Origin of the sequence: Paenibacillus auburnensis, assembly GCF_927798115.1 — a bacterium.
GTDB lineage: Bacteria > Bacillota > Bacilli > Paenibacillales > Paenibacillaceae > Paenibacillus_AQ > Paenibacillus_AQ auburnensis.
Genome location: NZ_CAKMMG010000001.1, coordinates 129,358 through 155,063, shown reverse-complemented (window position 1 = coordinate 155,063; position 25,706 = coordinate 129,358). Strand labels below are relative to the sequence as shown.

Genomic DNA, 25,706 nt, shown 5'->3' with positions numbered 1-25,706 from the left:
ATTATACTTTGTCAAAAGAAACGCCTCCCTCGTCTTCTGTAACCATTGTTCTCATTGTTTGGAACACGAAGGGTAAATATGTACCGGCAAGGTACGCAATAATTAACAATCGTTATACAGCCTGTCGCCCCCGGCGGTCTGCGGCAGCAATAGCTTCAAATACATCCTGCGGGGTTACAGTAAACGGCATATTACCCATTGGGCCGTCCGCTGCACAGCTGGCCGCCGCAGCACTCATAAGCTTCTCTGGTGCAATGCCGGAAAGTCCCATTTGTTCCAGAGTCACCGGAAGCCCTGTCTCACGGCAGAAGCTGACCACAGCAGAAACTTCATCTTCCGGAGCCTGCTCCAGCATCAGCTGTGCAAGGGTCGCGAAGGCAACCTTCTCCCCGTGCAGGATATGACGGCATTCTTCCAGCAGCGTCAGGCCGTTATGGATAGCATGGGCAGCAGCAAGGCCGCCGCTTTCGAACCCGATGCCGCTAAGGTAAATATTCGCTTCTACAATATGTGCAACCGCCTCAGAAGCAATATCTTGCCGGGCATCCCGCAGGGCCTCTGCCCCTTCCGATAGAACCGTCTCGAGGCAGGCCCTGGCAAGCGAGATGGCAGCGATGGAGCCTGTCCCTCCGGCTTCAGTGATAGCGCCTGAATTGCGGCAGGCTCTGGCTTCGTAAAAGGTGGAGAGGGCATCGCCCATACCTGCCGCCAGCAATCTGGCCGGTGCCTTAGCGATTAGCCCGACATCTGCGATAACCGTATCCGGACTCCGCCGTAAAGACAAGTAGCGGTCAAAGGCTCCCTCTTCGGTGTACAACACCGACACGGCGCTGCAGGGGGCATCAGTGGAAGCCACCGTAGGCACGAGGACCACCGGCAGGTTCGCATAATGGCTGACGGCTTTGGCCGTGTCCAGTGTTTTACCGCCGCCGATTCCCAGAATGACCCCTACCGTGTCAAGATCGAGCCCGGCAACAATGTGCTCCACCTGGTTCATACTGCATTCACCCTTGAACTCACGTTCTGTCAGCGGCAGCGACTCCTCTGCAAAGCTGTTTCGGATCTCCTGACCATATACGCCGAGAATATACGGGTCAATGATGGCATAAGCCGCCCCGACTCCCATCTGCGAGCAATAAGCACCCAGTCTGGCAATCTCCCCTTCGCCCTGAATATACTTGGACGGGGAATAAGTAATCTGTCTCATCTTGATTTCCTCCTTTTTCCAACCGCTACTTATTGTAAGCAAGAAAACGGCAGCGGGCAATTAAAAAAGCCCCAATCCCGGCAGATTGGAGCACTTGATTCATCAAATTCTATTTATTTCGGACTGGCATGCGTTTAACATCTCCTGTAAGAGTACAATCCTCATTCCTTTTTCTCTCTCCAAAGTTGCCCTCACTGACCTTGGTGTCAATAAAATCTACAATCTGCTGCAAGGAAGCAATCTGATCCAGGATCTTCCGCTTGTGGATCTGGATCTTGTCATACAGCTCGGGATATTCTGAAAGATTGGAATCACGCGACAGATTCAGATACGGACGCATCTCATCCAGCGGCATGCCCGTCTTTTTCAGACAGGAGATAAGCTTCATCAGCTCAACATCCCCCTCAGTGTATACCCGGTGGCTGTTTTCTTTCCGCTGTGCCCGGGGCAGGAGTCCAATCTTCTCGTAATACCGAATCGTATCCTCCGTAATTCCTGTAAGCTCTGATGCAGCTTTGATGGAGTACCCCGTTGTCATTACGCCCGCCTCACTCATCTTGCCACCTCCTACTTCTTCATTTCTTTATTGTATAACTTGGAGTCAGCTCCAGGTCAAGCTAATTTTTTGTGCAAATCAATGCCTTGACTTGGAGTCGACTCCAAGTTATACAATGAGCGCAATTCACAGATAAGCAACGACAGCACACAGTTTATCTGGTCTAGATGATAAAGATAAGGAGAGATTAAAATGACTATACAACTTAAACCCGAAACCGCGCTTATCACAGGTGCCAACAACGGCATCGGACTAGAACTGACCCGCCGGATGCTTGCCGAGGGCTGGCAGATCGCTGCTCTGATCCGTTCAGCTTTTCCCTCTGATGACGACCAGATCCGTGATGCACTAAACAGCAAGCAGCTGCGGATTTACACAGCAGACCTGTCTGATTTCGGCAGTCTCCGGGCTGCATTAGCGAAGATCAGGCTGGGCGAATCCCGTCTGGATCTGCTGTTCAATAACGCCGGCGGCAGCTTCCCGGAGCTGAGCTACTCCAAACAGGGGCGTGAGATGCATTTCGAGCTGCAGGCCGTTGTCCCGTATATTATCACCATGGAGCTGAAGGAGCTGCTGCTTAAGGGCTCTTTGAGAACAGTCATTAATACCTCTTCCAATGCTACGCTCAGCCTCAAGAAGTTTGACCCTGCCCAGCTGGAACGTCCGGCAGAGTTCAAGAAGCTTTTTGGACCCTATGCCACTTCCAAGATGGCGCTATCTCTATGGACAAAAGAAATCGCCCCGCAGCTGGCAGGTGAGGGAATTAGGATCCGCAGTGCCGACCCGGGAGGCAACAATACGATCCGCGGCGGTAAAAAATCCGGCCTTCCCTTCTGGCTTAAGCCGATTATGAAAATGTTCTTCCGGCATCCGAGCTATGGAGCCGGTCTGCTGTACAACGCGGCGCTTGGCAAGCATAAGAATGAGCCTGGTGTCTTCCTGATCAAGGACGAAATATCCAAGCTTAAATTCGCCGATCAAGGTCCCGCTGTTCTGAATAAGGTTCAGAAGATCTATGAGCATGAATTTGCTGCAAGCCGCTAATAGCCAAACAATCAGAGCAGCGTCCTACCAAGTAACGGGAGGACGCTGCTCTGATTGCCTATTTGCTTGATAATCGTTTAGTCCAGCCGCCCGAACGCCCGCAATAACAACAGCTTCTCAATCGCTATGTGCGCCTTCCACCAGTTCTCACTGATCGCAAATGCTTGTTCATAGCCGGCCCAGGTCCAGTTCAGGTTCCATAATCCCTCCGGATTCCTGATTTCCAATATGTAATCCAGTTCCTTCTGAACCAGAGCAGCGTTGTCACTGAACCCTAAACTTTCCGGAGTTTTGAGGAATGCCGAGGGTTTGCAGGTGTATCCGCTCCAGTCTCCGGCATCTCTCTCCAGCAGCACCGTAATTTGCTTCGCTGCAGCTGCATTCAGTTCTGCATAGGCGAACTGTTCCTGCACACCGGCCGCATCCATACACTCCAGCAGCGTAACCATACAGATCAGCGGATGCATTTCGATATGGGGATCCTGCAAAAAAATCTCCTCAAGCTCTTTGGCGATACTGAGGCCCCGTGTATAGAGCCTGCTCTCCCTGTCAGCAAAGCGCAGAATGAAGCCGGCCAGAATTGCCGTAGGGTTAAACACGCTGCGGGCTGTACTGTCCGAGTCCGTATGCCACCAAGGCGCATGAGGATAATCGTTGTTGGAGGCAATAACATTACGCCACGTGTTTCCGTCCATCTCGGCTCCGCTGTCCAGATAATTCAATATACCTCGCACGACCGGGTGGGTGTTATCTTGAAAATGAATCTCAAGCAGTCTCTCCACCGCTGTACCCGTCTGAATTGGCGAAGAATACGGATTCCAGGCATCCGCTTCCAGAGCATGTCCAAACCCGCCGTCCTCATTCTGGTAAGCAGCCAATGCTTCCAGTACAGCCGGCAGATCCCCCTCTTCGAAATGATATTTCCACCGTGCCAGATCCAGCGGACGGGCGTTGCGGTAAATCCAGTTTTTGATAACCTCAAATTCCGCGGGTGTGAGTGTCTTCATCAACATTCCCCTTTTCCAGTTATAGGATTCAGAAAATTCCATATACCCGTATTAAACTGGACTGCCGGAAGAAAAGCTGTGAGGTCCTTCATTTCCCAGGAGAAACATTTGCAGGATATTGGAAGACGGAAATCAAAGAAGGTATAACCATCTATTTGAGGGAGACTAGCTATGGCGATCCTCTTGTCAAAAACGTCCGCTGAATTTAGGTTAATAATAATATTAAAGACAGGCTGGTGCATATTATAGAAGAAGCTGAGGAGGGAATTATGAAGAAGAATGCGGCCGGGGTGTACTCTTTTCTAAAAGAACTGTTCCAAAAAATAAAAAATGATGATGTGCAGGGGATTAGTGCGCAATTAACCTATTATCTTATTCTCTCCCTGTTTCCTTTTCTGATCTTTATTATGACACTCATCGGGTACGCCAATATTTCCCTGGAGGATAAAATTCAGCAGCTGGAGCAAATCATGCCGGTGGAAGCCGTCTCCATTATAGAAGAAATTCTGCAGGATGTCTCCGAGGGGCGGAGCCAGGCTTTGTTGTCCTTTGGGATGCTAGCTACTCTATGGGCTGCTTCCAAAGGTGTCAACGCGATCATCAAAGGACTGAACCGCGCCTATGATATTGATGAGAGCAGGGTGTTTTGGAAAGTTAGGGGGATTGCCTTCCTCGCCACCCTGTTCATCGGTTTTGTGGTGCTGCTCAGCATTCTACTGCTCGTTCTCGGCAGCTGGCTGAAGACACAGGTATTTTTACTGGCTGATCTGCCTTATGGCCTGCAAAAGCTCTGGGATCTGCTGCAATATGCCGTTCCTCTCTTCGTGATGTTTGTGGTGTTCACCCTGCTGTACTGGATTGCCCCCAGCCGCAGACTGCGGCTGAAGGAAGTGATGCCGGGAGCATTCTTCTCTACCATCGGCTGGATAGCCACCTCCGTGCTGTTCTCCGTGTATGTCAACCAATTCAGCGATTTCACCAAAACCTACGGAAGCCTCGGCGGGGTGATGATCCTGTTGATCTGGCTGTATATCAGCTCCATTATTATTCTGGCCGGCGGGGAGATCAATGCCATTTTGCGCAATCGCCGGACCAGTCTTCATACATCCGCGCATCATCAATGATATTTGAACGCTCCGTTCTGCGCTTGATCTGCTGATTCTCCGGCTTGAACCACCGGAAGATCAGGCAGATAGGCTCCTTCTTCCTTCAGCCGTCTTCGCAGGATCTGAACATCCACAGTATGAACATCATGATCCGGAAGCTGTGCTGCCATCGCTGCAGCAATTCCCGCGGCTTCACCCATAGCCAGGCAGACCGGCATTACCCGGACACTGCCCTGAACCTCGCGTACACAAGAGATGGAGCGTCCGGCTACCAGTACATTTTGCAGGGAGCGGGGTGTCAGGCAGCGGTAGGGAATACCATGGGATTCACCAGGGCCGTACCGCTTAATTACCTCCGGCTTGCCTCCGGCTTGCTTCTCTTCTTTTTCCGTTCCATGGATGTCAATAAAGTAACTGTTACGGCAGATCTCATCCTCGAAGCTGCGGCGGTTCACATAATCATCGACACTAAGAACATAGTCACCGGTGATCCGCCGAGTCTCCCGTACACCCATAAGTGAACCTGTACTGGCGACAAAAGCACTGCCAAAGGAAGCCGGCATAAATTCCGCAAGCGCATCCCGATAGACGGCCGCCAGTTTTCTTCCCTGCATCAGCGCAGCAGATACCGAGTAAGCATCCGTATTGTCCACATCCCATAAATGTCCGGCGTTAAAACCTACCGTGCGCGGCGCGATCATATTGTTGCAGATATGCGAGTCCGGAATCTGCGGATATTTGCCTGACCGAAGGATATCGAAGATGGGACTCTGCTTATTGTTGTTATGCAGCAGCGGACCGTTCAGATAAGCATATTCATCCACATTGCCCAGATTGAAGCAGTGTGTAGCCGGCATCAGGTCACCGGTCGCCGTATCCCCTTTGAGGTATTCCGCCCCCGCCCAGGCTGCAACATCGGCATCCCCAGTGCAATCAATGTAAACCTTGGCCTGAAGTGCCTGGAGTCCGCTTTTGTTAGCCGTAATCAGCGCGGAAACTCTGCCTTCCGGCTCAGTTTCCACTGAGCCAAGCAGCGTATTGAATAATACCGTCACTCCTGCCTCCTGGACCAGATCATCGTAGATCACCTTCAGCTTCTCCGGCTCAATCGGCACCCAGTCCATCGCGTCCTTAGCCACATGCGGCATCTGCGCTTTTAGCGCCTCAAACACTTTCATAGCCAGCCCTCTATAGATAATCTGCTCCATATCAGAGAAAGGACACCAGGCCGGCACAAGCCCCGAAGTTCCCATCCCGCCCAGGCTTCCCGTCGCTTCGATCAGCAGCGTTCTTGCACCTTCCCGCGCAGCTGCGGCAGCTGCTGTACAACCGGCCGGCCCGCCTCCGACAACAATGACATCCCAATCATCCTGAAGCGGAACCTCGCTGATCCGCATCCGGTAGGTTTTCATTTGATCTCCTCCTGCAATATAAGACGAGCTTGGGACTTACATTTGGTATAGTCGTAACTGCGGGATATTTGGACTTCCAGCCGCTGTTGTCTACAGATTTCATTTATTAATACCACTCTTAGTGGTAGAAATCCGTAGACAAAGGCGGACGCTAACGCTCTTCCAGTTCCAAAATCCCCTCCGTTACTGTTACCTTTATGTTTGTTCCCAAGTTCATCTTATATTTTTCTTTTTACTACTGCTATTTACCGCTAGCCGCGTACCAGTCGTTAACCTCTTTGTAGCTGGCTTCTCCGCCGGCTGCTTTGTACTTCTCGGCAAAAGCGTCCACGGCATCCGGAGATTCCTCACCAACAATCACCTTCACAGCGAAATCATTGATCATCTGATTCAGGGAAGCGTTGTTCTTAGAATATTCAGGAAGAGACGGCGCAAGTGCAAGCGGATCAGCAATCCGCGCTTCGGCAGGCAGTTCATTGTTCAGATACGAGAAGCCTGCGAACAAGCGTGCATCCTTCTGGACACGGGCCTGCCAGTAGATCGGGTAGAGCTTCTCATCGATACCGGTAAGATAGTTGCTGGCATTGCCCCGTTCGTCCGTGAACAGCGGCAAGATCGGGCTGTAGATGCCGTCTTTATACGTATGATGTTTGCCTTCTTCCCCGATGGCGATCAGTTTGAAGGTGTCTTTATCCAGCTTGGCATTAATCCACTTGATGGCATCCTCAGGATGTTTGGCAGATTTCGGGATAAAGGTCAGGCGGTCAAAGCCTCCACTCATGCCAAGACCCATTTGCCCGTCTTTACCCTTTAAAGCCGGAAGATATACAAACTTGGCATCCGGGAAATTGGCGTTCAGGGCATCGGCAACGCTCGGAATATCATACCAAGGGAGCTGAATGACACCGATTTTGCCGCTGGTGAATTTCTCCTTCAGGGTAGCATCCTTGTTGACGGCAAACTCCTTATCTAGCAGTCCCTGCTTATACAGGTCAGCCATATACGTGAGATATTCCTTAAAGCCCGGGTGCAGCGGCGGTGGTACCAGCTTGCCGTCAAGCTTATTCCAGCTGGTGCCGATGCCGAACGCGCCGGTAATATTGGCAGTTGTAGCCAGGCCGCCGTCTATTGACATCGGAGCGCCGCTGCTGCCGTTGCCGCCGGGATCTTTTTCCTTGAACGCCTTCAGTACTTCGGTGAATTCATCCAGAGTTGTAGGTGTTTTCAGGCCCAGCTTGTCGAGCCAATCCTGACGGATCATCAGGTCGGCGCCCGCAAATTGCGAGGAGCTGTTCGGGATGGCGAAGATTTTACCATCCACTTTAACCGCATCGAAGGATGCTTCGGAGATGGAAGCCTTAATATTCGGTCCATACTCTTCAATGAGCGGGGTCAAATCGACCAGCGCCCCCATTTTGGCATAGTCCGTGTATACAGCCTTTTCACCTGAAATGGTAATGACATCATAGGGTTCGCCGGATGAAATCAACAGGTTCAGCTTATCCATCGCTTTGTCGGCGGGCAGCATTTCATATTTCACTTTATACCCCGTCTTCTCTTCGATGACCTTGGCAAGCGGATACGTATTATAATCATCCTTCGACCACAAATTAAGCGATTTCAATTCAGGTTTGGCCGTGTCCTCCGTTGGCGCGGTAGTGGCGGCAGCACTCGCCGGAGCCTTAGTTGCCTCTGCAGCTTCCTTATTTCCGTTCCCATTGTTACCCGATGAGCCACATCCCGCTGCAGCAAGCAGCAGTCCGGTGCAGAGCAGAAGAGACCAGCCTTTTTTATATTTCATACGTATAACCCTCCTCTAAATAATAGATCACGGCTCAGCCTTTGACAGAGCCGATCAGCACGCCTTTAATGAAATACTTCTGCAGGAACGGATACACAAACAGGATTGGCACCGTGGAAGCAACAACTGTCGCTGCCCGGATTCCTTCGGGAGACATGTTCATGAGATCATCCACACTTTTGTTCACGGCATTCGCTGCGCTGGCATCCATCACAACGTCCTGCAGGTAGAGCTGCAGCGTTTTAAGCGCCGTATCATTGATATAGATCATCGGGCCAAAATAATCATTCCAGAACCCAACCGCATAGAACAAAGCGATCGTCGCGATGACCGGCATGCTGAGCGGCAGGATAATACGGAACAGAATCGTGTAGGTTTTGGCCCCGTCGATCCGCGCCGACTCTTCGAGTGCTTCAGGCAGGCTTTCGTAATAGCTCTTGATCACCAGCAGATTGAACACACTGATCATTCCCGGCAAAATCAGTACCCATAGATTGTTGATCAGGTGCAGCTGGCGCATCAGCAAGTAGTTGGGGATTAGCCCTCCGCTGAAAAGCATGGTGAAAATGAACAGCACCATAATAAAGGGGATACCCGGCAGGCGCTTGGACAACGGGTACGCGGTTAGTGCGGTCATCAGGATGGAGATTATAGTTCCGACAACAGTAACGCCTACCGAAACTCCGAAGGCTCTGATGAACGTTGAGGAGGATATGACCTCCTTCATCGTATCCAGCTGGAAGCCTACCGGCAGAATGCCAACTTTACCGGAGGTGATGGCCCATTCCGCACTAACAGCCTTCGATAATACGTTGATCAACGGCAGCAGCATAATGACACCCAGGAGGATCAGGAAGAAATAAACCGCCGTATCCAGCACCAAATCGCCCTTGGTTCGTTTCGTCAACCTTTCCACTCTCCCTTCCCGCTACCAGATACCGCGCTTCAGCAGCTTCCGGCTGATAAAGTTGCCTGAGATAATCAGGATAAAACCGACAACCGAGTTGAACAGACCAACTGCGGTGCTGAAGCTGTAATCCATTTTGCCAAGGCCGATGCGGTACACGAAGGTTCCAATAACATCGGCGGTTTCATAGACAACCGGATTGTACATGGTGAGAATCTGCTCTGTCCCTGCATCCAGCACCGAACCGAGGCGGAGAATGAACATCAGCACAACGGTAGGCAGGATACCCGGGAGCGAAATATGCAGCATTCTGCGGATTCTGCCCGCCCCATCAATGGCAGCGGCTTCATATTGCTCCTGGTCAATTCCGGCGATAGCGGCAATAAACACAATCGCATTCCAGCCCGTTTCCTTCCACCCCGCCGTGAACACAACCAGACTGCGGAAGTACTCATTGCTGACAAAAAAGCTGATGGGCTCGCCGCCCAGCGACTGGATGATATTATTGACCAGCCCCCCGGAAGTCGAAAGAATGGTCACGAATAACCCCGAGATGATCACCCATGAGAGAAAATGCGGCAGATAAATGATTGTCTGGATCGTCCGCTTAAAGAACATCAGCCTGACCTCGTTCAGCACCAGCGCGATAAAAACTGGAATCGGAAACAGCAGCACAATCTTATACACACTGATTAGGAGGGTATTCATGAATACCCTTCCAAATTCCTCCGACTGGACCAGCTTATGAAATTGCTCAAGCCCGACCCATTCACTGCCTCTGACACCCTCAAAAATATTAAAATCCTGAAACGCAATCAGTACACCATAGAGCGGTGTATATTTGAAGAGCAGCAGAAACAGGAGTCCGGGAATGAGCAGTACATAATAATCCCTGTTTCTCCAGGCCAGCCTCCACTTGCCTGCTGAACTCGTCCTGACCCGTTTGACATTATTCTTCCGCTTCAAATCCGTGACACCTGTGCCCAAGTTACTCACCTCCGCCTGGTTTATGAGATGATTATACGAGTTCATCCAGGTGGTATTGTAGGTGGTAATCCGATTATTTCTGGTCTCTGGCGACTGTATATTCCGTGTGGCCTTACTCTGATGTAACCGCTTTAATTCTTACCGTGACAACCGTCCCTTTTCCGGGTTCCGAATCGATGGACAATCCGTAGCGGTTGCCGGCAAAATAACGGATTCGCTCGTTGACATTGTAGAGGCCAAAGGAGCCGGACGAACCGTTGTCTTGCTTCTCCAAGGAAGGCTCACGCAGCAGCCGCTGCCCTTGTTCAGGACTCATGCCGATGCCGTCATCAGACACGGTGAGCACAATGGTCTCCTGCTCCAGCCGGGCAGCAATGGTGATCGTCCCCTGTTTATCTTTGGTTTTGCGGATGCCGTGAAGCAGAGCATTCTCCACCAGCGGCTGAAGGGTAAGCTTGGGGATAATATACGCCTCGAGTCCCAGCCCGGCCTCAATGGTGAACGTAAAGGTAGACGGAAAACGGTTCTGCTGAATCTCCAAAAAGACCTTGGCGAGCTCCAGCTCATCTCTAATGCTGACGTTATCACGCCCTTTATTGAGGCTGAGCCGGAAATAATGCGCCAGCGCTTCAATCATCTGGCTGGTATCCTCCGCATCATGCGAAATGGCCGACCAGTTAATCATATCAAGGGCATTGTACAGAAAATGGGGATTTATCTGCGCCTGAAGCGTCCGGAGCTGGGCCTCCCGTTCCTGCATTTTGGCCTGATACGACTCCTCCATCAGATTGTTGACTTTATGAATCAGATGATCCACGCTGCGTTCCAGCAGCCGGAAATCCCCGTCCGGCATGGAGCGGCGCTCTTCCAGCCATCCGATCCCTTCCTTGCGGATCATCTTCAGGATCATCTGCACCCTGTGCTGCATGCTTTGGGTCATGAACATCAGCAGGACAAAAGAGAGGACCAGAAAAAGAATGGTGATCCCCGCGAGAGTAGCTATACTGGTAAACTGGTTCAGTGCCGTGGCCCGGTGCGAAATTTCGGACTGGGCTACCCTGGCCACCAGCTTCCACCCGGACGGACCAATGGTGGTATACACTACGTTCACAGCTTTGCGGCCGTCCTTACTCTGCTGAATGCCTTCCTCCGAGTGCCGGATCGTATCCAGCAGCTCTGCCGGCAGCACTGCGGCTGACGAAGCCGGACCATTGTCCGCTTTGGCGGAACTATAGATAACATTTCCGGCCCCATCCAGCAGATAAGGAGCATAGGTATCCGAGAAATGCAGCTCCGACAGAATCTCACCAATCAGCTCTTCGGAAACATCCATCACCAGAACGCCGACGATCTCTTCATAATTCTGCGGATTGCGCAGCATTCGGGCTACAGAGAAGATTTTTTTTACCCCTATATCGTTATAGCTCTCCTGATACACTCCGGTCCAGACCATCCCCCCGCCCGCTTCCATCACAGCTTCGTACCATGGATATTGCTTAATGTCGTTCAGCTTGTATAAGTTGACTCTGTCACCTGCATACAGCCGGGAAGGGTCTATAAAAAAACGCGTCCGAAAAATATCCCCGTTCTCCTTGGCGGTCTCTGCCAGATTACGCAGCTCCTTGATCTGTTTGAGCTGGTCAGTAATGGTGCTTTTCCGCTGGAGATTCTCATACAGGATCTGATTCATAAAAACAGAATTGCTGCTGTCCCGGATATGTTCCAGTTTATAGGTTAAATTCAGCCCCGCCTGCTTCAAGGTTAGCTGCATGGTGCGGGTGACCTCCTCTTCCAGGATCCTGTTGGAACGTGTATAAAAGGAAGCCAGAAGAATGGAGACAGGCAGCAGGATGAGCAGGATGTATGCCAGCAGCCATTTTCGTGCCGCCAGTATTCCCTGGAGAAGGCCTTTCAGATAATTCCAGCCAAACTGCATAATACACTCCCTTCCTTCCGCTAAACGAATCTAATGGTGCTGCTCCCGGTAGGCACTTGGTGTAAAGCCGGTTATTTTTTTGAACAGCTTGCTGAAGTGGCTGGGATCGGTATAGCCTACCGCATAACACACCTCATAGAATTTGTTCTGCGGATCACCCAGCAGCTGCTTCGCCTTCTCGATCCTCACCTTGGTTAAGTACTCGAACAGCGTTTCTCCTGTCTCCTGCTTGAACAGCAGCCTGACATAAGTGGGACTGAGATATACCCCGGCTGCGATATCAGCCACGGTCAAATTCTCGGCATAGCGCGCCTCTATCAGGCGGCGGACCCGCGCAATTGTCTCACTCGCTTTCCCGCTCCGCTTCACCTGCACGAATTCGCAGACCTGCTGCAAATACGACTCTGTGAAAAAGAGCAGATCCTGCATTGTCTCCTGACGGGCCACCGCTTTCCAGGCCGCCAGCTCCCGCTGCTCCCACTCTGCCGTCATCCCGTTCAGCTCCAGCAGCACCTGGCCGGATTGCAGAATCAGGTGCAGACTGACGTTCTGCGCATAACGCGGCCCCTGCCCGCGGTTTTTCTCCAGCAGGCCGAACATTTCAGCTAGCTCTGCATGCAGGCGGCTGCTATCCCCCGACTTGATCGAGGTCAGCACCCGTTCTCCCCATTCCGGCTCAAACCGGTAGCGGAGGTTCTCTGCGGATTCGATGTTATCCATGGTGAGAATACGGTTTTTACCCAGGTACCATTTCTGGTCAGCGGCTCCCCGGGCCTGCCTATAAGATGCCGGCAGCTCAGAAAGGCTGCTTACCCCCTCACCGACACCGATGGTCACACTCAGCTTCAGCCACTTCCGCAGGTTATCGCGGATCAATTCGGCCAGCTGCAGCAGATCATCTTCCGAGAACCGCTGGCCGGGCAGGAGAATACCGACATACTCCCCCGGCTCTTTTTCAAAAGTAACTCCGCGCATTTGTTCATCTATAAGCTCCTGAATAATATTCAGCACGGTATACGATAACAGCTGCTTATCCTGCTCGGTGCGGATATCCATCACCTGCGGCACATCATCAATTACAATGACCATAATAATATAGCTGTCCGATTCAAGGCTCTGCAGCCCCAGGAAGGCCAGCTTGTCATGAACCCGTTCCGGGTGGATGTTGTCACTGATCACAGACAGCAGAAATTTCTCACGAAGCAGCGGCATGCTCTGCGTCAGCTTGACCTGCATATCCTTCACCAGCTGCCGCTCTCTCCGCTCCACATCCAGCGCCGCTGTCACTTTCCCCATCACCACCGATAATTCTTTACGGCTCACCGGCTTAAAAATATAATCCGCCGCATGCATCTGCAGTGCTGATCGCAGATATTCGGCATCATTATGTCCGCTGATGAACACGATTTTGGTGTCTGGAAGCAGCGCACGGACCTCCGCCGCCATTGCTATCCCATCCATCGCCGGCATCTGCACATCGGTCAGCACGATATCAGGCCTAAGTTCACTTATTAGTGCAAGTCCTGTGTCCCCGTCGTCAGCAGTGCCAATCAGCTCGATTCCCTGCCCGGCCCAATCCACATATGTGCGTAGCCCGTTTATCACTGACGGTTCATCGTCCACAATAACCAGCGTTTTCATAGGCATATTCCTTTCAATTCGAAAATTTAACCAAATTAAATATCATTATGTAAAAATTTTCTACACAGAACGAAGTTCTCCTGCTGCTTTTTATATTAATAATGGAACTTGGAAAGAACAGCTGAGAAGGCTGCCATTGCCCATAATCTGCCTATACCAAGCTACAATGGACCAAAAACGAAGAGCAGCGATTCTCCAGTATTGGGAAAATCGCTGCTCTGCTCACGTACTATGTTTTACTATTGCACCGTCAAATCATATTTGTAACAGGCGGCTGCCTCCACCTGCCTGAAGCCTTCACCGGTGTACAACGCTTGGGCCCGTTCATTCTCCGCATTCACACACAGGATGCTGCGGGTATAGCCCTTGTTTCTTGAGAGATGCAGCGCTGCTCTAAGCAGAACTCTCCCGAGTCCTTTACCCTGATATTCAGGCAAGAGCGCCACGGGTCCAATGTTCATAATCGGCGCATCATTATACTCATCATCAGAACCACGCACAATCCCGACAGCCTTGCCGCCGTGATACAGCAGCAGCATTCCGTCCTCGATATAATCCGCTCCGGCAATCATGGAACTCACCATATCCGGAGTCGCCGGCGTCTCACTCCCCTTAAGCTTGGCGAAGCCCGCATTTCTGACCTCACACCAGACTGCTTCATCGGCTCCAGGCCGGAAAGGCCTTAGCTCATACTCCTCCGGAATATTGATATCAGGCAGTACTTCCTCGTCCCGGACAAGCAGATAGGAAAATCTTTCGACCGTAAAACCCGCATCTGTCAGCTTATCTATATCACCCGTATTTACCGTTGGAACAAAAATATCCAGCTTATCCAGCCCTGCTGTATGCTGAAGCATCGCTTGCAGCAGCTCCCGGTATACTGCCGGATCATCCGTTTCCGCATGCAGAATACGGAACCGGGCTTTCCGGCCTCTGCGGCTGTAATCATTCAGTATCAGCGAAGCCGCTCCAGCGACTGTCCCTTGCGGATTCAGTGCAATATAAGTGGGATTTTCAGCATTAGGCTCATATTCCGCAAGGTCCTCCTCATACAGAAAAGAATCATCCAGCTCATTCCGGTGCTTCCGGCAGAAGTTCAGGAACTCTTCCTTTCGGACCTCATCCAACTTTTCTATAATCAACAGACTTCCCCCTATCCGAATAAAACACACTTGCATCCAATACCGTTGGCCCTCTAAGATATTCGCTCCATCATTTTACCATTCCGGCTAACACTCCAAGCCGTTAAACTTTCTAAGCAGCTCAATAAATTCATGCAGCTGCTTGTCTTCCCAGCCGGCAATCCGCTCATAGAACAACGATCCCTTTTCTTTAAGCGCTTCAACCGTCATTTGCTGCCCATGCTCAGTCAAGGACAAAAGAATAGCCCGGCCATCCTCAGGAGAGGCCTCTCTCCGCACATAACCCAAAGATTCCAGTTGTTTGATCAAACGGCTGACCGAGCTGCGGTCCATGGCCGTAGAATCCGCCAGCACAGCAGCACTGGCCGGCCCGTAAGCGTACAGCCAGCGGATTAGATGAAATGCAGCAGGCTGTAAGGAAGCATCGAAGCGGGCTGCGGCCCTGACATTTATGGCATGCGAAGCGCTGAGCAGTGCATTCAGCTGCTTTCCTAATGCATTTTCAAGCTGCTCCCTTGGAGCATTTCCTGAAGTGTTTCTCTGCAATTTCCTCACCTTTCTTTTTCTAAGGAACAATACTAAATTTATAGTTAATTGATATATATCAATCATATCAATATGGCTGATATATATCAATCATATTCATTTATTTCCAAAACGAATTGTATCACACATAAGAGACTGAACTCATACAAAAAGGCACGTATACCACCGAAAGGGTGATTATACGTGCCTTTTTTGATTCATGATGCGGTCGAGAGGACTCGAACCTCCACGGTATTGCTACCACACGGACCTGAACCGTGCGCGTCTGCCAATTCCGCCACGACCGCATATTATGTTGACTCGCTCTCGCGGCCACAAGATAGATCTTAACATGTGGAGAAATTAGAGTCAACCTTTTTTTACTTTTCAATTATTTCATTAATTTTTGGATATTTATTGCTTTTAATTATAAATTAGAGGTATAATAAGAACAAAGGTTCGCATACTATAAATGAGGTGATTTATAATGGCGACTACCAACAGATCTACACTAAACACACCAACTATTCCTGAAGATATAACTAAAGACGAATTATCCCTTGTCAGAAGCTACTTGCTGCTAACGTTTATTCATAAAGTATTTGAACGTGATTGCCGGGTCATCGGCAAGAGCGGGTTGTTCAAGACTCCACAGCTCTATATGGAGCTGGTGTCCAGTGCGACTAAGAAGACCTCTCTAATGCTCCAGGAAGTTACCCGTGAGCTGACCTCCCGCAACTTGAAGATCACCACTGTCCGCCAGGATCAGCGCGGCGTCGAGGCTCAATATACCTGCAGGGGCTACACTGGTGAGATTAATATCCAATGGCCCGGCTTCCGCAGTGAGATGATGCAGCGCATGCGCGCTTATCTGGGGCTGAATCCTGAGCTCGCCGTTCTGCCTAAACCGGAAAGCGTTGAACAGATGGCAATGTCCATCTAACTTTGATGACCATCTTTACAACATAACAGATGCAGCCCCCGTCCTATTGGATGGGGGCTGCATCTGTTGTTCGCGGGTAATCCTATAATTCTTCAATAGCCTGTCTCGGTTCCGAGAAGGGCTGGAATATGTAGTTGCGGTCCAGCTTCACTACACGTTTATTGGGACGGCGCACCATCACCTGGGAATCATCCCAAGCCAGAATAATGCCTTTAACATCATTGCTCTCCAGAGCATCTCGAATGACCCTTATCTTCTCGCCGGAAATGCGGTAGGCATCCAGCTGTTCATCACTAATCATGAGCTTGTATTCCCCCTTCAGTTATAGCATGTATCATTTTGATATAGATAACACTCTTGTATCCAAAAAAAGACCCAAATGATAGCTCATTTGGGTCTTGCCTGCTTAACCAAATTCCTATATCAGCGCTTCATTCTTCTCAAACCAGAAATCAAGAACTTTAGCGGACATCACACGTTGTTCCAGATACTCAACCTGATTTTCTGTGAAATTCTCTTTCCAGTTGAAATCCAGTTCTTGACACAGACTAGTGATAGTCAAAAGTTCCGACCATGCGACATAACGTTTGTACCAGAAAAATTGAGGATGTTCAATCATATAGGGATACAGGTCGTCGAACTCTGTGTGTTTACAATCCAGCGCACGCTCGAAATGATCCTTGGCCTCGGTTAGTTTATCAATAAAAAATTGCTCTGTCACCGGTTCTTTCCCCATTGTGACGCCTCCTCTCCTATGTCTAATGCTTATTATAAAGGAAAAGTTATAGGGTGAAAAGAAGATGTTTTAAAAATAGGCTTTTGTTTTGTTAATTGCCACGGGTTATTCGCCAAAGACAACCTTACCGTCTTCAAGCGAAGTGATGCGGACAAGAGATTCAAGTCGGATGCCCTGCTCTCTAATTGTACGTGCTCCTGCCTGGAAGCATTTCTCAACGACAACACCCAGTCCGACCAGTTCAGCCCCGGAACGCTGGATAATCTTGATAAGTCCGCGTGCAGCATCACCGTTAGCGATAATATCATCGATAAAAAGAACTTTATCATCTGCCGAGATGTATTGGCGGGACAACATAATATCGGTCACGATTCCTTTGGTGAACGACGGAACCCGCTCGCATAGTGCATCGGGATCGGCCAGAAGCGTTTTTTTGCGGCGGGCGAACACCAGCGGCACTTTCATTTCCAATGCGGTGGCAAACGCCACGGCAATACCCGAGGACTCCACGGTAACCACTCGTGTAACACCGGCATCCGCAAATCTCCCGGCAAACTCCCGTCCCATTTCCATCGTAAGGATAGGATCAACCTGGTGGTTAAGCAGAGCATCCAGCTTCAGCACCTGATCCGAAAGGACAACGCCTTCCTCTAAAATCCGCTGTTTCAAAACTTCCATGACTGTGTACCTCCATTACCTTTATAATTCCAGACGTTCCACTTTCCTTATTACTCATTTCAAGAGGCGGAAGTCATGTCCTTCTGCTCATCATCATAACCTGTACTATACGGACTGCACAAGGCAATCCTGCGGGCGCTGCCCATTTTATAATTAGAGGACTAAAGGAGGGGAGCTATGAAATCGCATGTCCGCACGCTGCAAATTGCTTTCACTTATATCGGCACCATCGTTGGCGCCGGCTTTGCTACCGGACAGGAGATTCTACGTTTTTTCACCCGGTACGGCCACTTTGCACTCCTGACCATTCTGTTATCGACCGCGCTGTTCATTTGGCTGGGTACCAAGATGATGATCATCGCCCGGCGGATTGAAGCGGATTCGTATGAGGATTTCAACCGGCATCTGTTTGGTGAAAAAGCAGGCGCCAGCATCAGTCTCTTTACGATGGTCATCCTGATCGGGGTGAACAGTATCATGTTAGCAGGGGCTGGAGCTATTTTTCAGGAGCATCTGGGGCTGCCCTACCAGGCCGGACTGCTGATTACTATTCTTGGATCTTATTTTTTGCTGAAACGCGGGATTAACGGAATTTTACAAATCAATAGTCTGGTTGTACCTTTGATGCTTACTCTGTCGCTAATCATTATTTTTAATACATTCGGACTGCCCGGTGCAGAGCGTTTTCTGTTCCTGCAGACGGACAGCAGTATCTTTGGCGCATGGATGTCGCCGCTGCTCTATACTGCCTTTAACCTCGGAATGGCCCAAGCCGTACTTGTTCCGCTGGCCCGGCACACGGATGATGAACAAGCCCTGATGCGCGGCGGCATTCTTGGCGGGCTGGGAATCGGCTTTATGCTGCTGGCTGCACATTTTGCAATGAGCTCGCAGATGCCGGGCATCCTGCAGTTTGAGGTTCCCATGGGCAGCATCGCCTTCCGGCTCGGCCCCATTGTGCAGCTGATCTATCTGCTGCTGATCTTTCTGGAAATCTTCAGCACCTTTGTCGCCGATATTTATGGAGTCAGTGTACAGCTGAAACAGCGTCTGCCTATTGCGCCAACCCTGGTGACGCCGCTGCTCATGCTGATCTGCTATTTGTTCAGCCAATTCGGCTTCAGCTCGCTGCTTGGAGTATTTTACCCGATCTTCGGTGCCCTGGCACTGGTCTGGGTCATCATGCTGCTGCGGGCCCCAACGTCGCTGCCGCCGCGGACAGGCGAGCCCCCCAGCCCCGAGAGCACAGGAATTACTATTGTCGCTGTAAAGCCAGCGATCCGGATCCGAAAATAACTTAACATCCCCCTACGCCGGGAAGGGCCCAGTTCAGAAGTAAATCAGAGGGATTTATGCCTCTGATTTACTGGTTCTGCCTGCTGGTGGCAGAACCAGAGGGATTTATACCTTTGATTTACTCGTTCTGCCTGCTGGCGGCAGAATCAAAGGGATTTATACCTTTGATTTACTCAATCTGCCTGCTGGAGGCAGAATCAGAGGGATTTATACCGTTGATTTACTCAATCTGCCTGCTGGCGGCAGAATCAGAGGGATTTATACCGTTGATTTACTCATTCCACCTGCTGGTGGCAGAATCTGGGGGATTTATGACTTTGTTTCACTCAATCTGCTTGCTAGCGGCAGAATCAAAGGGATTTATACCTTTGATTTACTCATTCTACCTGCTGGCGGCAGAATCGGGGGTGCACAGGACTCTCGACGCTTGTCTTCCCAGATCCCCGATATTCTGTACCTGCATTCACAGCTTCAACTCCAACTCCAGCTCCAGCTCCGGCTAAATCCCAGTTCCAACTCCAGTTCCAGTTCCAGTTCCAGTTCCAGTTCCAGTTCAAGCTCCGGCTCCGGCTCTGGCTCTGGCTCTGTAGAATGACTTCTTCCATTTTTCAAGTGTAACTTTGTCCAGCTGACATAAACACTCTTTTAACACTTATTGCCATAGTATCAACAGCAGATTAAATTAAAGTTTCTGAAACAGCAAAAAAGCAGAAGGCAAGAGCCTTGGAACTGAACACTGTCTCACTGACAGGGTAACGGTTCCCTGAGGCCCCTCAGCCTATGTCTGCTCTTTATACATTGATTACCCCAGCAGCGGGAAGAATCCGTGCCGCTGCTTCCGCCACATGGCGGTGGCAGGTCATCATTACGATTTGCCGGGTAGCCGATAGCTCACCAATCAGGGCCAATGCAGCAAACAGTCGTTGTTCATCAAAATTGACGAACAGATCATCGAAGAGGAGAGGAAGGCTGTTCTGGCGGGTCATCGTCCCTGCCAGAGCCAGCCGGATGGCGAGATAGAGCTGTTCCGCAGTACCCCGGCTAAGCAGCCCGCTGTCTATAAGACCCAAGGAAGCATGCTCCGCTTTTAGCTCCTTATGTCCGAGTGTCATTACAATCCGCCGGTATTCCCCTTCCGTCAGCTTCGCGAAGTAGGCAGAGGCCAGCTGCAGCACTTGGGGCTGCTTCTCCTGCTCATAAATCCTTCTTGTCCGGCCGATCAACTCTGCAGCCAATGCGTTTACTGCATATTGTCCGGCCAGACTCCGCAACGCAGTCCGCTGTTCCTCCAGCTGCTGATTAACGGTATCCTGCATACAGCGTTCCTTCAAATATTCCCGCTCCTGAAGCAGCTTGCCCCGCTGCTGCAGGAGCGTATTCCGTTCTTCCTCAATGTTAGCCGCCGTATCTTCGGCGGCGGACCGCTCCTGTTCCAGAGCAAAGGCATCATGGTGCTCCAGAAGTTGCTGCAGCTGTTCTGCCCCGCCGCCCTCCCAGCCGCCGAACATCGCCAGCTCCCATTGACGGATAGACTTCGTCAGTTCGACCCGCAGCTGCACCGCCGATGAACGCCGCAGAAAATCTTCACCGTCCAAGGCTCCTCCCTCACGCAGCAGGCTGCTGCTGCGCTGCTTCAAATCCTCCAGGATCCGGCTGTTCTCTGCAAGTTCTATCTGTACCTCGGTCAACCGGGTATGGATGCCCTCCCGGCGCAGCAGTTCACGCTTCAACAAATCCCAATCCCGCTTCCGGGTCTCCAGCCAGCTGAGCAGCGTGAATACAGAAATTCCAGCATCACTGTCTCCTTCAACCGAAGCAAAATAAGGGCTGTCCTGTCCCGTGATTGCTGTATTCAAAGCTATAGCTGGAATTTTAGAGGCTTCCTGCGATTGTTGCGACTGAACGGCAGGGATGCCTTTTGAATCTGTCAGAGTATCGGTTATCTCAGCAATCGACGGAATGTCCGGATGGATAGATGCTGGAACAATACCTGCTGCGCTCACTGTTCTGCCTGGAATTGAGGTAGTTGAACGGCTGGCAGCTGTCATTCCGGCCTGCTTCATCAGCAACAAGGCTTCCTGCTCATAAGCGCCGCATTCCGCCTCCAGCTCATTGAGCCGCTGAGTCAGCTTGCTATGCTGGCGGAGCAGGTCGTTGCCCTGCTCGACCAGTGCAAAAATATCCGGCAGGCCTTCCGGCGACAAGCCTTCCGGCAGGCTGCGCTGACGGAGCCACTCTGCATATCGTTCGTCCAGCTCCGTGAACTCGGCCTCGGCACGGTTCAGCTCTTCGGCCAGTGCGCGCTCCTGCCCGGCGAGCGCTTCTGCTTCTGTCCGGCAGGTCTCATGTTCGCCGGACAGCCGGTCTATCCGCTGCCGCCAAGCGTTCCATGCTTCCATCAGGCGGCGCAGCTCTTTCATCCCGGCCTCCAGCCCGCTTGCATCAGGGCTGGCGCCGCCCGCCGGCCTGCGTCCCGGCCGGCTCAGTCCGCTCTCCGGCTCCGCGCCGGAGAGCAAAAGCCCCCGCAGCCGCAGCATCTCGGCTGCGGCGGCCCCGCTGTCCCCGCCAGCTCCCGGCGGGGACGAAGCCCGGCCAGCTGCGCGCAGGCCGGCCCACAGGACCAGGTCCGCGGCGGCCAGCAGGCCGAGCGCGGACCAGACGCTGACCGGCGCCGCGCCGGTCAGCTGAAGCGCCGCCGGCAGCAGCAGCGTTAGCGCTGCGCCTGCGGCAAGCAGCCGCCGGTAGCGTGCCGCCCGGCGGTCTTCTGCGCCGGGGCTGCGGCCGGCGCCGGTACCTGCGCCGAGCTGCGCTTCGCGCCAGCGCTCGGCGGCCTGCTGCAGCTCGTCCCACAGCTGCAGCACCTCGCGCGGGCTTCGCGGGGCGAGGCCCGCGAAGCTGGTTGCGCCGCTTGCATGCTCGCGCGCAAGCGAGCGTTCCGCCGCCTGCAGCGCGGCAGCAGCGGCAGCCATCCGGGAGCGGAGGCTTTGCCGCTCCGCCTCCCGGGCCTCCATCCGCCGGTCGTAGCCGGCGAATGCCGCAGCAAAGCGCCGTGCCGCTTCACGGTCCGCTGCGGAGCCGGAGAAGCCGGCAAGCTCCGCCGGGCCCCAGCCAGCACCAATACTGCGCAGGATGCGCTCCAGATGTGCCTGCTGTGAGGCAAGCTCGGCTTCCAGCCGCTGCCGTTCAGCCCGCCGGTCCTCATAGCTGGACCGGCGGCGGTCCAGCTGCTCGAGTACTGGACCCTGCGCAGCCAGCAGCTCGTCCGGCGGATGCTCTGCAAGCTCGGCCGTAAGCTCATCTTGCTGGCGTTTAAGCCGGTACACTGCACTTTCTGCGTTCCGGATCTCCCCCTCCAGCGCCTGCCACCGGGCCATCCCGTTATCTGGAAAAGACTCGATCACCGGCAGATCGGCAAGCTCAAGGCGGGCTTCACGCCATTTCAGCCACAGCTCACGGATATCCGCAGCTTTGCGCAGCAGCGCCAACCTGTTGCCGGCGCCCGTGCGGGATTCCTCCAGCTGCATCAATTTCTGTTCCGCCCGTTCAAGTGCGGCCAAATTCTCGTTATATCTCGGCAGGAAAGAGCGGCTTTCTGCCATCTCGCGCTCCAGCTTCTCGATTTGCTGCAGGATCTTTGCAGCTTCCTGCACCTTGCCCCGCGGCTTATACAGCTTCTCTGCATCCTGAATAAGCTTGCGCTCGGCCCGCATAATTTCCCCGCCCCCGCCCATGCCGGCATGGAACAAATAGCTGCTCATCTCCTCGGACTGCAGCGCGCCGAGCTCCTGCAGCTCGTCCAGCGACACGGCGAACAGCTGGCGGAACATATTTCGAGAGATCCCTCCCAAAAGCCGCCGCTCCAGCTCTTCCTGTGTTGCTTCTTCTGTTCTGCCATCGGGATGGCTGACGGTGATGTTCAGTTTTTCGCTCCGCCCCTGCAGTTCTCCCCCTGCAGCATAGCGGCGGATCATCCAGCGCGCCCCTTCCCGGTCGTAAGCGGTCAACATACCCCCATGCTGCCCGCCTTGCGCCGGCTCATATCTCTCCGCCGGGTTGGCCCTGCTGGGAATTCCGAACAGCATTGCCCGGATAAACTGCAGCGTTGTGCTTTTGCCGGCTTCATTGCGCCCATACAGGACGGTAACCCCCTCCTGCAGCACCATCTCCCGCTGCTGCAGGCGGCCAAAACCGCCAATCTGTAACTGCTCAATCCTCATTCTTCAGCCTCCCGCTCATGCCGGGCAGCAGCCGCTCCATTGGAGAACATGGGCCCTGCTGCCCCGCCCTCGTCCTCCACGCCGCTAAGCAGGGTAATACCGAGCTCTGCAGCACTGGTCAGCCACCCCAGCTTCTCTTCTTCTCCGGCGCCGGCGAGCAGCCTACGCAGCTCCCGGTTCTCCATCAGCGGCTTCAGCGCAGCAGAGAGCAGGTCATCCAGCCCTTCCGCAGATTGTCCGCTATGCCTGGAGAGCCGCAACATTTCACCGAGGAAACTGTCCTCCTGAAGCAATCGTTCCCGGTCAATTGACAGCCCGGTTTCCACCGAGAAACCTTCGGTCCAGACGAGTCCGGCATACTCACTGCGTTCGGCCCGGACCGTTTCCCGCCGCTGCAGCTCGGTAAGCAGATCGGCTGCAGCTCCTTTTTCCGACAGTATCCGGTGTACATTGCCCCTGCCGGTGAGCCGGAAGCGCACGACAGACATCAGCTGCGGAAGCTCTTCCCGGATATCTTCCACCGCCTGTTCCACAGCCCGTGTCCATTCCGCTTCGTCCGCCAGACCTTCAATCGGAATTTCCCGCACCTGCCAGCGGACAGAATCGAGTTCACGGAAGCGGAGCTGTGCATACCCTTCTTCATTCACTTCGACAACATAGCAGCCTTTAGGGCCGGTTTCTTTGACACTACGCCCCTGGATATTGCCCGGATAGACGATTACAGGATTCTCGTGCAGAATGCTGCGTTTATGGATATGGCCCAGCGCCCAATAATCGAATCCGCGTCCGATCAGATCCTTGCGGCTGCACGGTGAATAGGTTTCATGCTGCAGATCACCATCCACATTTCCGTGGAGTAAAGCGATATGGAACAAGGTACTCCCCGGCTTGCGGTTGAACAACAATGCCGTATTCTCTGTCACCTTAGCGGTGGGATAGGAAATCCCGCTGATTACAGCGACCTCTCTGCTGTCGCTGCGGCGGCAGGCAACGGCTTGTCCCGGCTCTCCGGCCCCAAACACAGTAACGTGCTCCGGCAGCTCCATTTGCAGGCGGGGTCCATCGAGCGGATCATGATTGCCATGAATGAGATAGACATGGATGCCGTGGGCACCCAGTTCCTTCAGCGCCTCATAAAAACGCAGCTGGCCCTGCAGTGATGCGTCAGAGACATCATATACATCGCCGCTGATCACAACGAAATCAACTTTCTCCTCAATAGCTACGCCAACAAGCCGCCCGAGGGCGGCGAAGGTGGATTCCCGTAAATAGGAGCGTATAGCTTGCGGAAGCTGCGAAAGCCCGGCAAACCGGCTGTCCAGATGCAGATCCGCAGCATGCAGAAAACGGAAAGGAATCATCTGCTCACCCTTTCGTTCCCGGCTGATACTGCAAATAGATTTTCTTGAGCTCATTGGCGACACGGGTCAGAGAATAGAGGCTCTTCGCTTTATCCCATGCAGATCTCGACAGCTCATAGCGGTAGCCCGGATCGGTAATCACCTTTTCCAGCGCATCCGCAAGCGCCAGCTGGTCTTCCGGATTCACCAGCAGGCCGTTCACCCCGTCCTCAATCTGTTCGGGAATCCCGCCTACATTCGTGCCTACCAGAGCAAGACAGCTAAGCGCAGCTTCCGCAAACACCGAACCGAATGCTTCTGCGCGTGACGGCAATACAAAGATATCAAAGAACGGCATAAACTCTTCCGGATGCAGCGTATACCCGTAAAAAATAGTTTCATTATAAATCCCGAGCTCCTGCGCGAGCAGCTCCAGCTCAGCCCGTGAAGGTCCGTCCCCGATAATATGCAACACATATTCATGGCCGCGGCTTTTCAGCTCTGCACAGGCTTTAAATAAGGTATCAATCCCTTTCGCCGGCACCAGGCGGGTGACTGTCACCAGTTGCGGAATGCTGTTGTCATGCGGCACCGGTTTAAATCTTTTTTCATCAAAACCGTTGGGAATAATGCCGATCTGATCAGGATGATCAATATAAGGCGCTAAATAGTCGGCGAACGATCGCGATACCGTCATCAGACGGTCGCTGGCATGCTCCAGCTCGCGGTAAATGGACACCAGAAACTGATGCTCCACGCCGCCCTCTTCAATCACACCATTCAAAATCAGCTCGCGTTCATAGCTAGAATGCAGCGTTTGAATGAGTGGAATGTCCGGATAGATTTTTTTCATCGCCAGTCCTGCAATCGGATGATGGGCATGGATGAGATCATACTGCTTATTCATCCGCAGCTTCGTCCACCAGATATAATCGCGGTAGGTCTGAATATATTTTTGCACAACCGGACTTTCGCCGTACACTGTCCAGTCAAATGTCTCAAAGACAATCTCTTCGCGTCCCTTGCCCCGAATTCGCTTGGGCAGCCAGAATAAATCCATATCCCAGCGGCTGGAACGGAACCGCTCCTGCAGATAAGGGATCATAGAAGATACGCCACCGGGCTGCTCCGGTGGGAAGAATAGCGCTTGCAGCAAATTCATAAGGTACATCCCCTTTTCGATTGCCCTGATTACAGTGAGACCCGGCAATTATGATATAGTTGT

At 52.5% G+C, this 25,706-nt stretch carries 22 protein-coding genes and 1 tRNA gene; 4 read left to right on the top strand and 19 right to left on the bottom strand.

Going from position 1 to position 25,706, the window contains the following annotated elements:
* Positions 1-112 precede the first annotated feature (112 nt).
* Positions 113-1,207: a glycerol dehydrogenase gene (locus L6H70_RS00660; RefSeq protein WP_236328465.1), complete on the bottom strand. Its 1,095-nt coding sequence runs from the start codon at positions 1,205-1,207 to the stop codon at positions 113-115.
* Between the two features lie 109 nt (positions 1,208-1,316).
* Complete coding sequence (locus tag L6H70_RS00655) at positions 1,317-1,763, bottom strand: MerR family transcriptional regulator (RefSeq protein ID WP_236328463.1); 447 nt, start codon at positions 1,761-1,763, stop codon at positions 1,317-1,319.
* A 192-nt stretch (positions 1,764-1,955) separates the two neighbouring features.
* On the opposite strand from L6H70_RS00655, the gene L6H70_RS00650 reads away from it, so the two are divergent.
* A complete protein-coding gene (locus tag L6H70_RS00650; protein WP_236328461.1) occupies positions 1,956-2,807 on the top strand; it encodes an SDR family NAD(P)-dependent oxidoreductase in 852 nt (283 codons plus the stop codon).
* Between the two features lie 77 nt (positions 2,808-2,884).
* Here L6H70_RS00650 and L6H70_RS00645 read toward each other — a convergent pair whose 3' ends face one another.
* Positions 2,885-3,814 carry a hypothetical protein gene (locus L6H70_RS00645; RefSeq protein ID WP_236328452.1) on the bottom strand — a complete coding sequence of 310 codons (930 nt, stop codon included), beginning with the start codon at positions 3,812-3,814 and terminating at the stop codon, positions 2,885-2,887.
* Between the two features lie 269 nt (positions 3,815-4,083).
* Between L6H70_RS00645 and L6H70_RS00640 the strand changes: the two genes are divergently transcribed.
* A complete protein-coding gene (locus tag L6H70_RS00640; RefSeq protein WP_236328450.1) occupies positions 4,084-4,938 on the top strand; it encodes a YihY/virulence factor BrkB family protein in 855 nt (284 codons plus the stop codon).
* Here L6H70_RS00640 and L6H70_RS00635 read toward each other — a convergent pair.
* The 9 genes from L6H70_RS00635 to L6H70_RS00595 all read right to left on the bottom strand — a co-directional run bounded on the left by L6H70_RS00635 (position 4,932) and on the right by L6H70_RS00595 (position 15,579).
* Positions 4,932-6,332: an FAD-dependent oxidoreductase gene (locus L6H70_RS00635; RefSeq protein WP_236328448.1), complete on the bottom strand. Its 1,401-nt coding sequence runs from the start codon at positions 6,330-6,332 to the stop codon at positions 4,932-4,934. The two genes, L6H70_RS00640 and L6H70_RS00635, sit on opposite strands and share 7 nt — an antisense overlap.
* 241 nt (positions 6,333-6,573) lie before the next feature.
* The gene (locus L6H70_RS00630) at positions 6,574-8,133 is read right to left on the bottom strand and encodes an extracellular solute-binding protein (protein ID WP_236328446.1); all 1,560 of its coding nucleotides are present in this window, start codon (positions 8,131-8,133) and stop codon (positions 6,574-6,576) included.
* Between the two features lie 34 nt (positions 8,134-8,167).
* The gene (locus L6H70_RS00625) at positions 8,168-9,049 is read right to left on the bottom strand and encodes a carbohydrate ABC transporter permease (RefSeq protein ID WP_236328444.1); all 882 of its coding nucleotides are present in this window, start codon (positions 9,047-9,049) and stop codon (positions 8,168-8,170) included.
* A 12-nt stretch (positions 9,050-9,061) separates the two neighbouring features.
* A complete protein-coding gene (locus tag L6H70_RS00620; RefSeq protein WP_423802760.1) occupies positions 9,062-10,027 on the bottom strand; it encodes an ABC transporter permease in 966 nt (321 codons plus the stop codon).
* Positions 10,028-10,139: 112 nt separating this feature from the next.
* Positions 10,140-11,963, bottom strand: a complete 1,824-nt coding sequence (locus L6H70_RS00615; RefSeq protein WP_236328434.1) for a sensor histidine kinase — start codon at positions 11,961-11,963, stop codon at positions 10,140-10,142.
* 30 nt (positions 11,964-11,993) lie between these two features.
* Positions 11,994-13,604, bottom strand: a complete 1,611-nt coding sequence (locus L6H70_RS00610; RefSeq protein WP_236328432.1) for a response regulator — start codon at positions 13,602-13,604, stop codon at positions 11,994-11,996.
* 239 nt (positions 13,605-13,843) lie between these two features.
* Positions 13,844-14,746: a GNAT family N-acetyltransferase gene (locus L6H70_RS00605; protein WP_236328430.1), complete on the bottom strand. Its 903-nt coding sequence runs from the start codon at positions 14,744-14,746 to the stop codon at positions 13,844-13,846.
* 87 nt (positions 14,747-14,833) lie between these two features.
* A complete protein-coding gene (locus L6H70_RS00600; protein ID WP_236328429.1) occupies positions 14,834-15,292 on the bottom strand; it encodes a MarR family winged helix-turn-helix transcriptional regulator in 459 nt (152 codons plus the stop codon).
* 203 nt (positions 15,293-15,495) lie between these two features.
* A tRNA-Leu gene (locus L6H70_RS00595) sits at positions 15,496-15,579 on the bottom strand.
* A gap of 179 nt (positions 15,580-15,758) precedes the next feature.
* Here L6H70_RS00595 and L6H70_RS00590 point away from each other — a divergent pair.
* Positions 15,759-16,214 carry a YhjD family protein gene (locus L6H70_RS00590; protein ID WP_236328428.1) on the top strand — a complete coding sequence of 152 codons (456 nt, stop codon included), beginning with the start codon at positions 15,759-15,761 and terminating at the stop codon, positions 16,212-16,214.
* Positions 16,215-16,296: 82 nt separating this feature from the next.
* Here the strand turns inward: L6H70_RS00590 and L6H70_RS00585 are convergent, their stop codons facing one another.
* The 3 genes from L6H70_RS00585 to L6H70_RS00575 all read right to left on the bottom strand — a co-directional run bounded on the left by L6H70_RS00585 (position 16,297) and on the right by L6H70_RS00575 (position 17,628).
* Positions 16,297-16,515: a hypothetical protein gene (locus L6H70_RS00585; RefSeq protein WP_236328427.1), complete on the bottom strand. Its 219-nt coding sequence runs from the start codon at positions 16,513-16,515 to the stop codon at positions 16,297-16,299.
* 117 nt (positions 16,516-16,632) lie between these two features.
* On the bottom strand, positions 16,633-16,950 hold the full coding sequence (locus L6H70_RS00580) for a hypothetical protein (RefSeq protein ID WP_054940049.1): 318 nt from the start codon (positions 16,948-16,950) through the stop codon (positions 16,633-16,635).
* Positions 16,951-17,055: 105 nt separating this feature from the next.
* A complete protein-coding gene (locus L6H70_RS00575; RefSeq protein WP_236328426.1) occupies positions 17,056-17,628 on the bottom strand; it encodes a xanthine phosphoribosyltransferase in 573 nt (190 codons plus the stop codon).
* A 177-nt stretch (positions 17,629-17,805) separates the two neighbouring features.
* Here L6H70_RS00575 and L6H70_RS00570 point away from each other — a divergent pair, with 177 nt between their 5' ends.
* On the top strand, positions 17,806-18,924 hold the full coding sequence (locus L6H70_RS00570; protein ID WP_236328425.1) for a YkvI family membrane protein: 1,119 nt from the start codon (positions 17,806-17,808) through the stop codon (positions 18,922-18,924).
* A gap of 377 nt (positions 18,925-19,301) precedes the next feature.
* Here L6H70_RS00570 and L6H70_RS00565 read toward each other — a convergent pair whose 3' ends face one another.
* The 4 genes from L6H70_RS00565 to L6H70_RS00550 all read right to left on the bottom strand — a co-directional run bounded on the left by L6H70_RS00565 (position 19,302) and on the right by L6H70_RS00550 (position 25,643).
* The gene (locus L6H70_RS00565) at positions 19,302-19,529 is read right to left on the bottom strand and encodes a hypothetical protein (protein WP_236328424.1); all 228 of its coding nucleotides are present in this window, start codon (positions 19,527-19,529) and stop codon (positions 19,302-19,304) included.
* Between the two features lie 186 nt (positions 19,530-19,715).
* Positions 19,716-23,141, bottom strand: a complete 3,426-nt coding sequence (locus tag L6H70_RS00560) for an AAA family ATPase (protein ID WP_236328423.1) — start codon at positions 23,139-23,141, stop codon at positions 19,716-19,718.
* Positions 23,138-24,556 carry a metallophosphoesterase family protein gene (locus L6H70_RS00555; protein ID WP_341482683.1) on the bottom strand — a complete coding sequence of 473 codons (1,419 nt, stop codon included), beginning with the start codon at positions 24,554-24,556 and terminating at the stop codon, positions 23,138-23,140. The genes L6H70_RS00560 and L6H70_RS00555 overlap by 4 nt, the downstream gene beginning before the upstream one ends.
* A complete protein-coding gene (locus L6H70_RS00550; protein ID WP_236328422.1) occupies positions 24,507-25,643 on the bottom strand; it encodes a glycosyltransferase family 4 protein in 1,137 nt (378 codons plus the stop codon). The genes L6H70_RS00555 and L6H70_RS00550 overlap by 50 nt, the downstream gene beginning before the upstream one ends.
* Positions 25,644-25,706 lie beyond the last annotated feature (63 nt).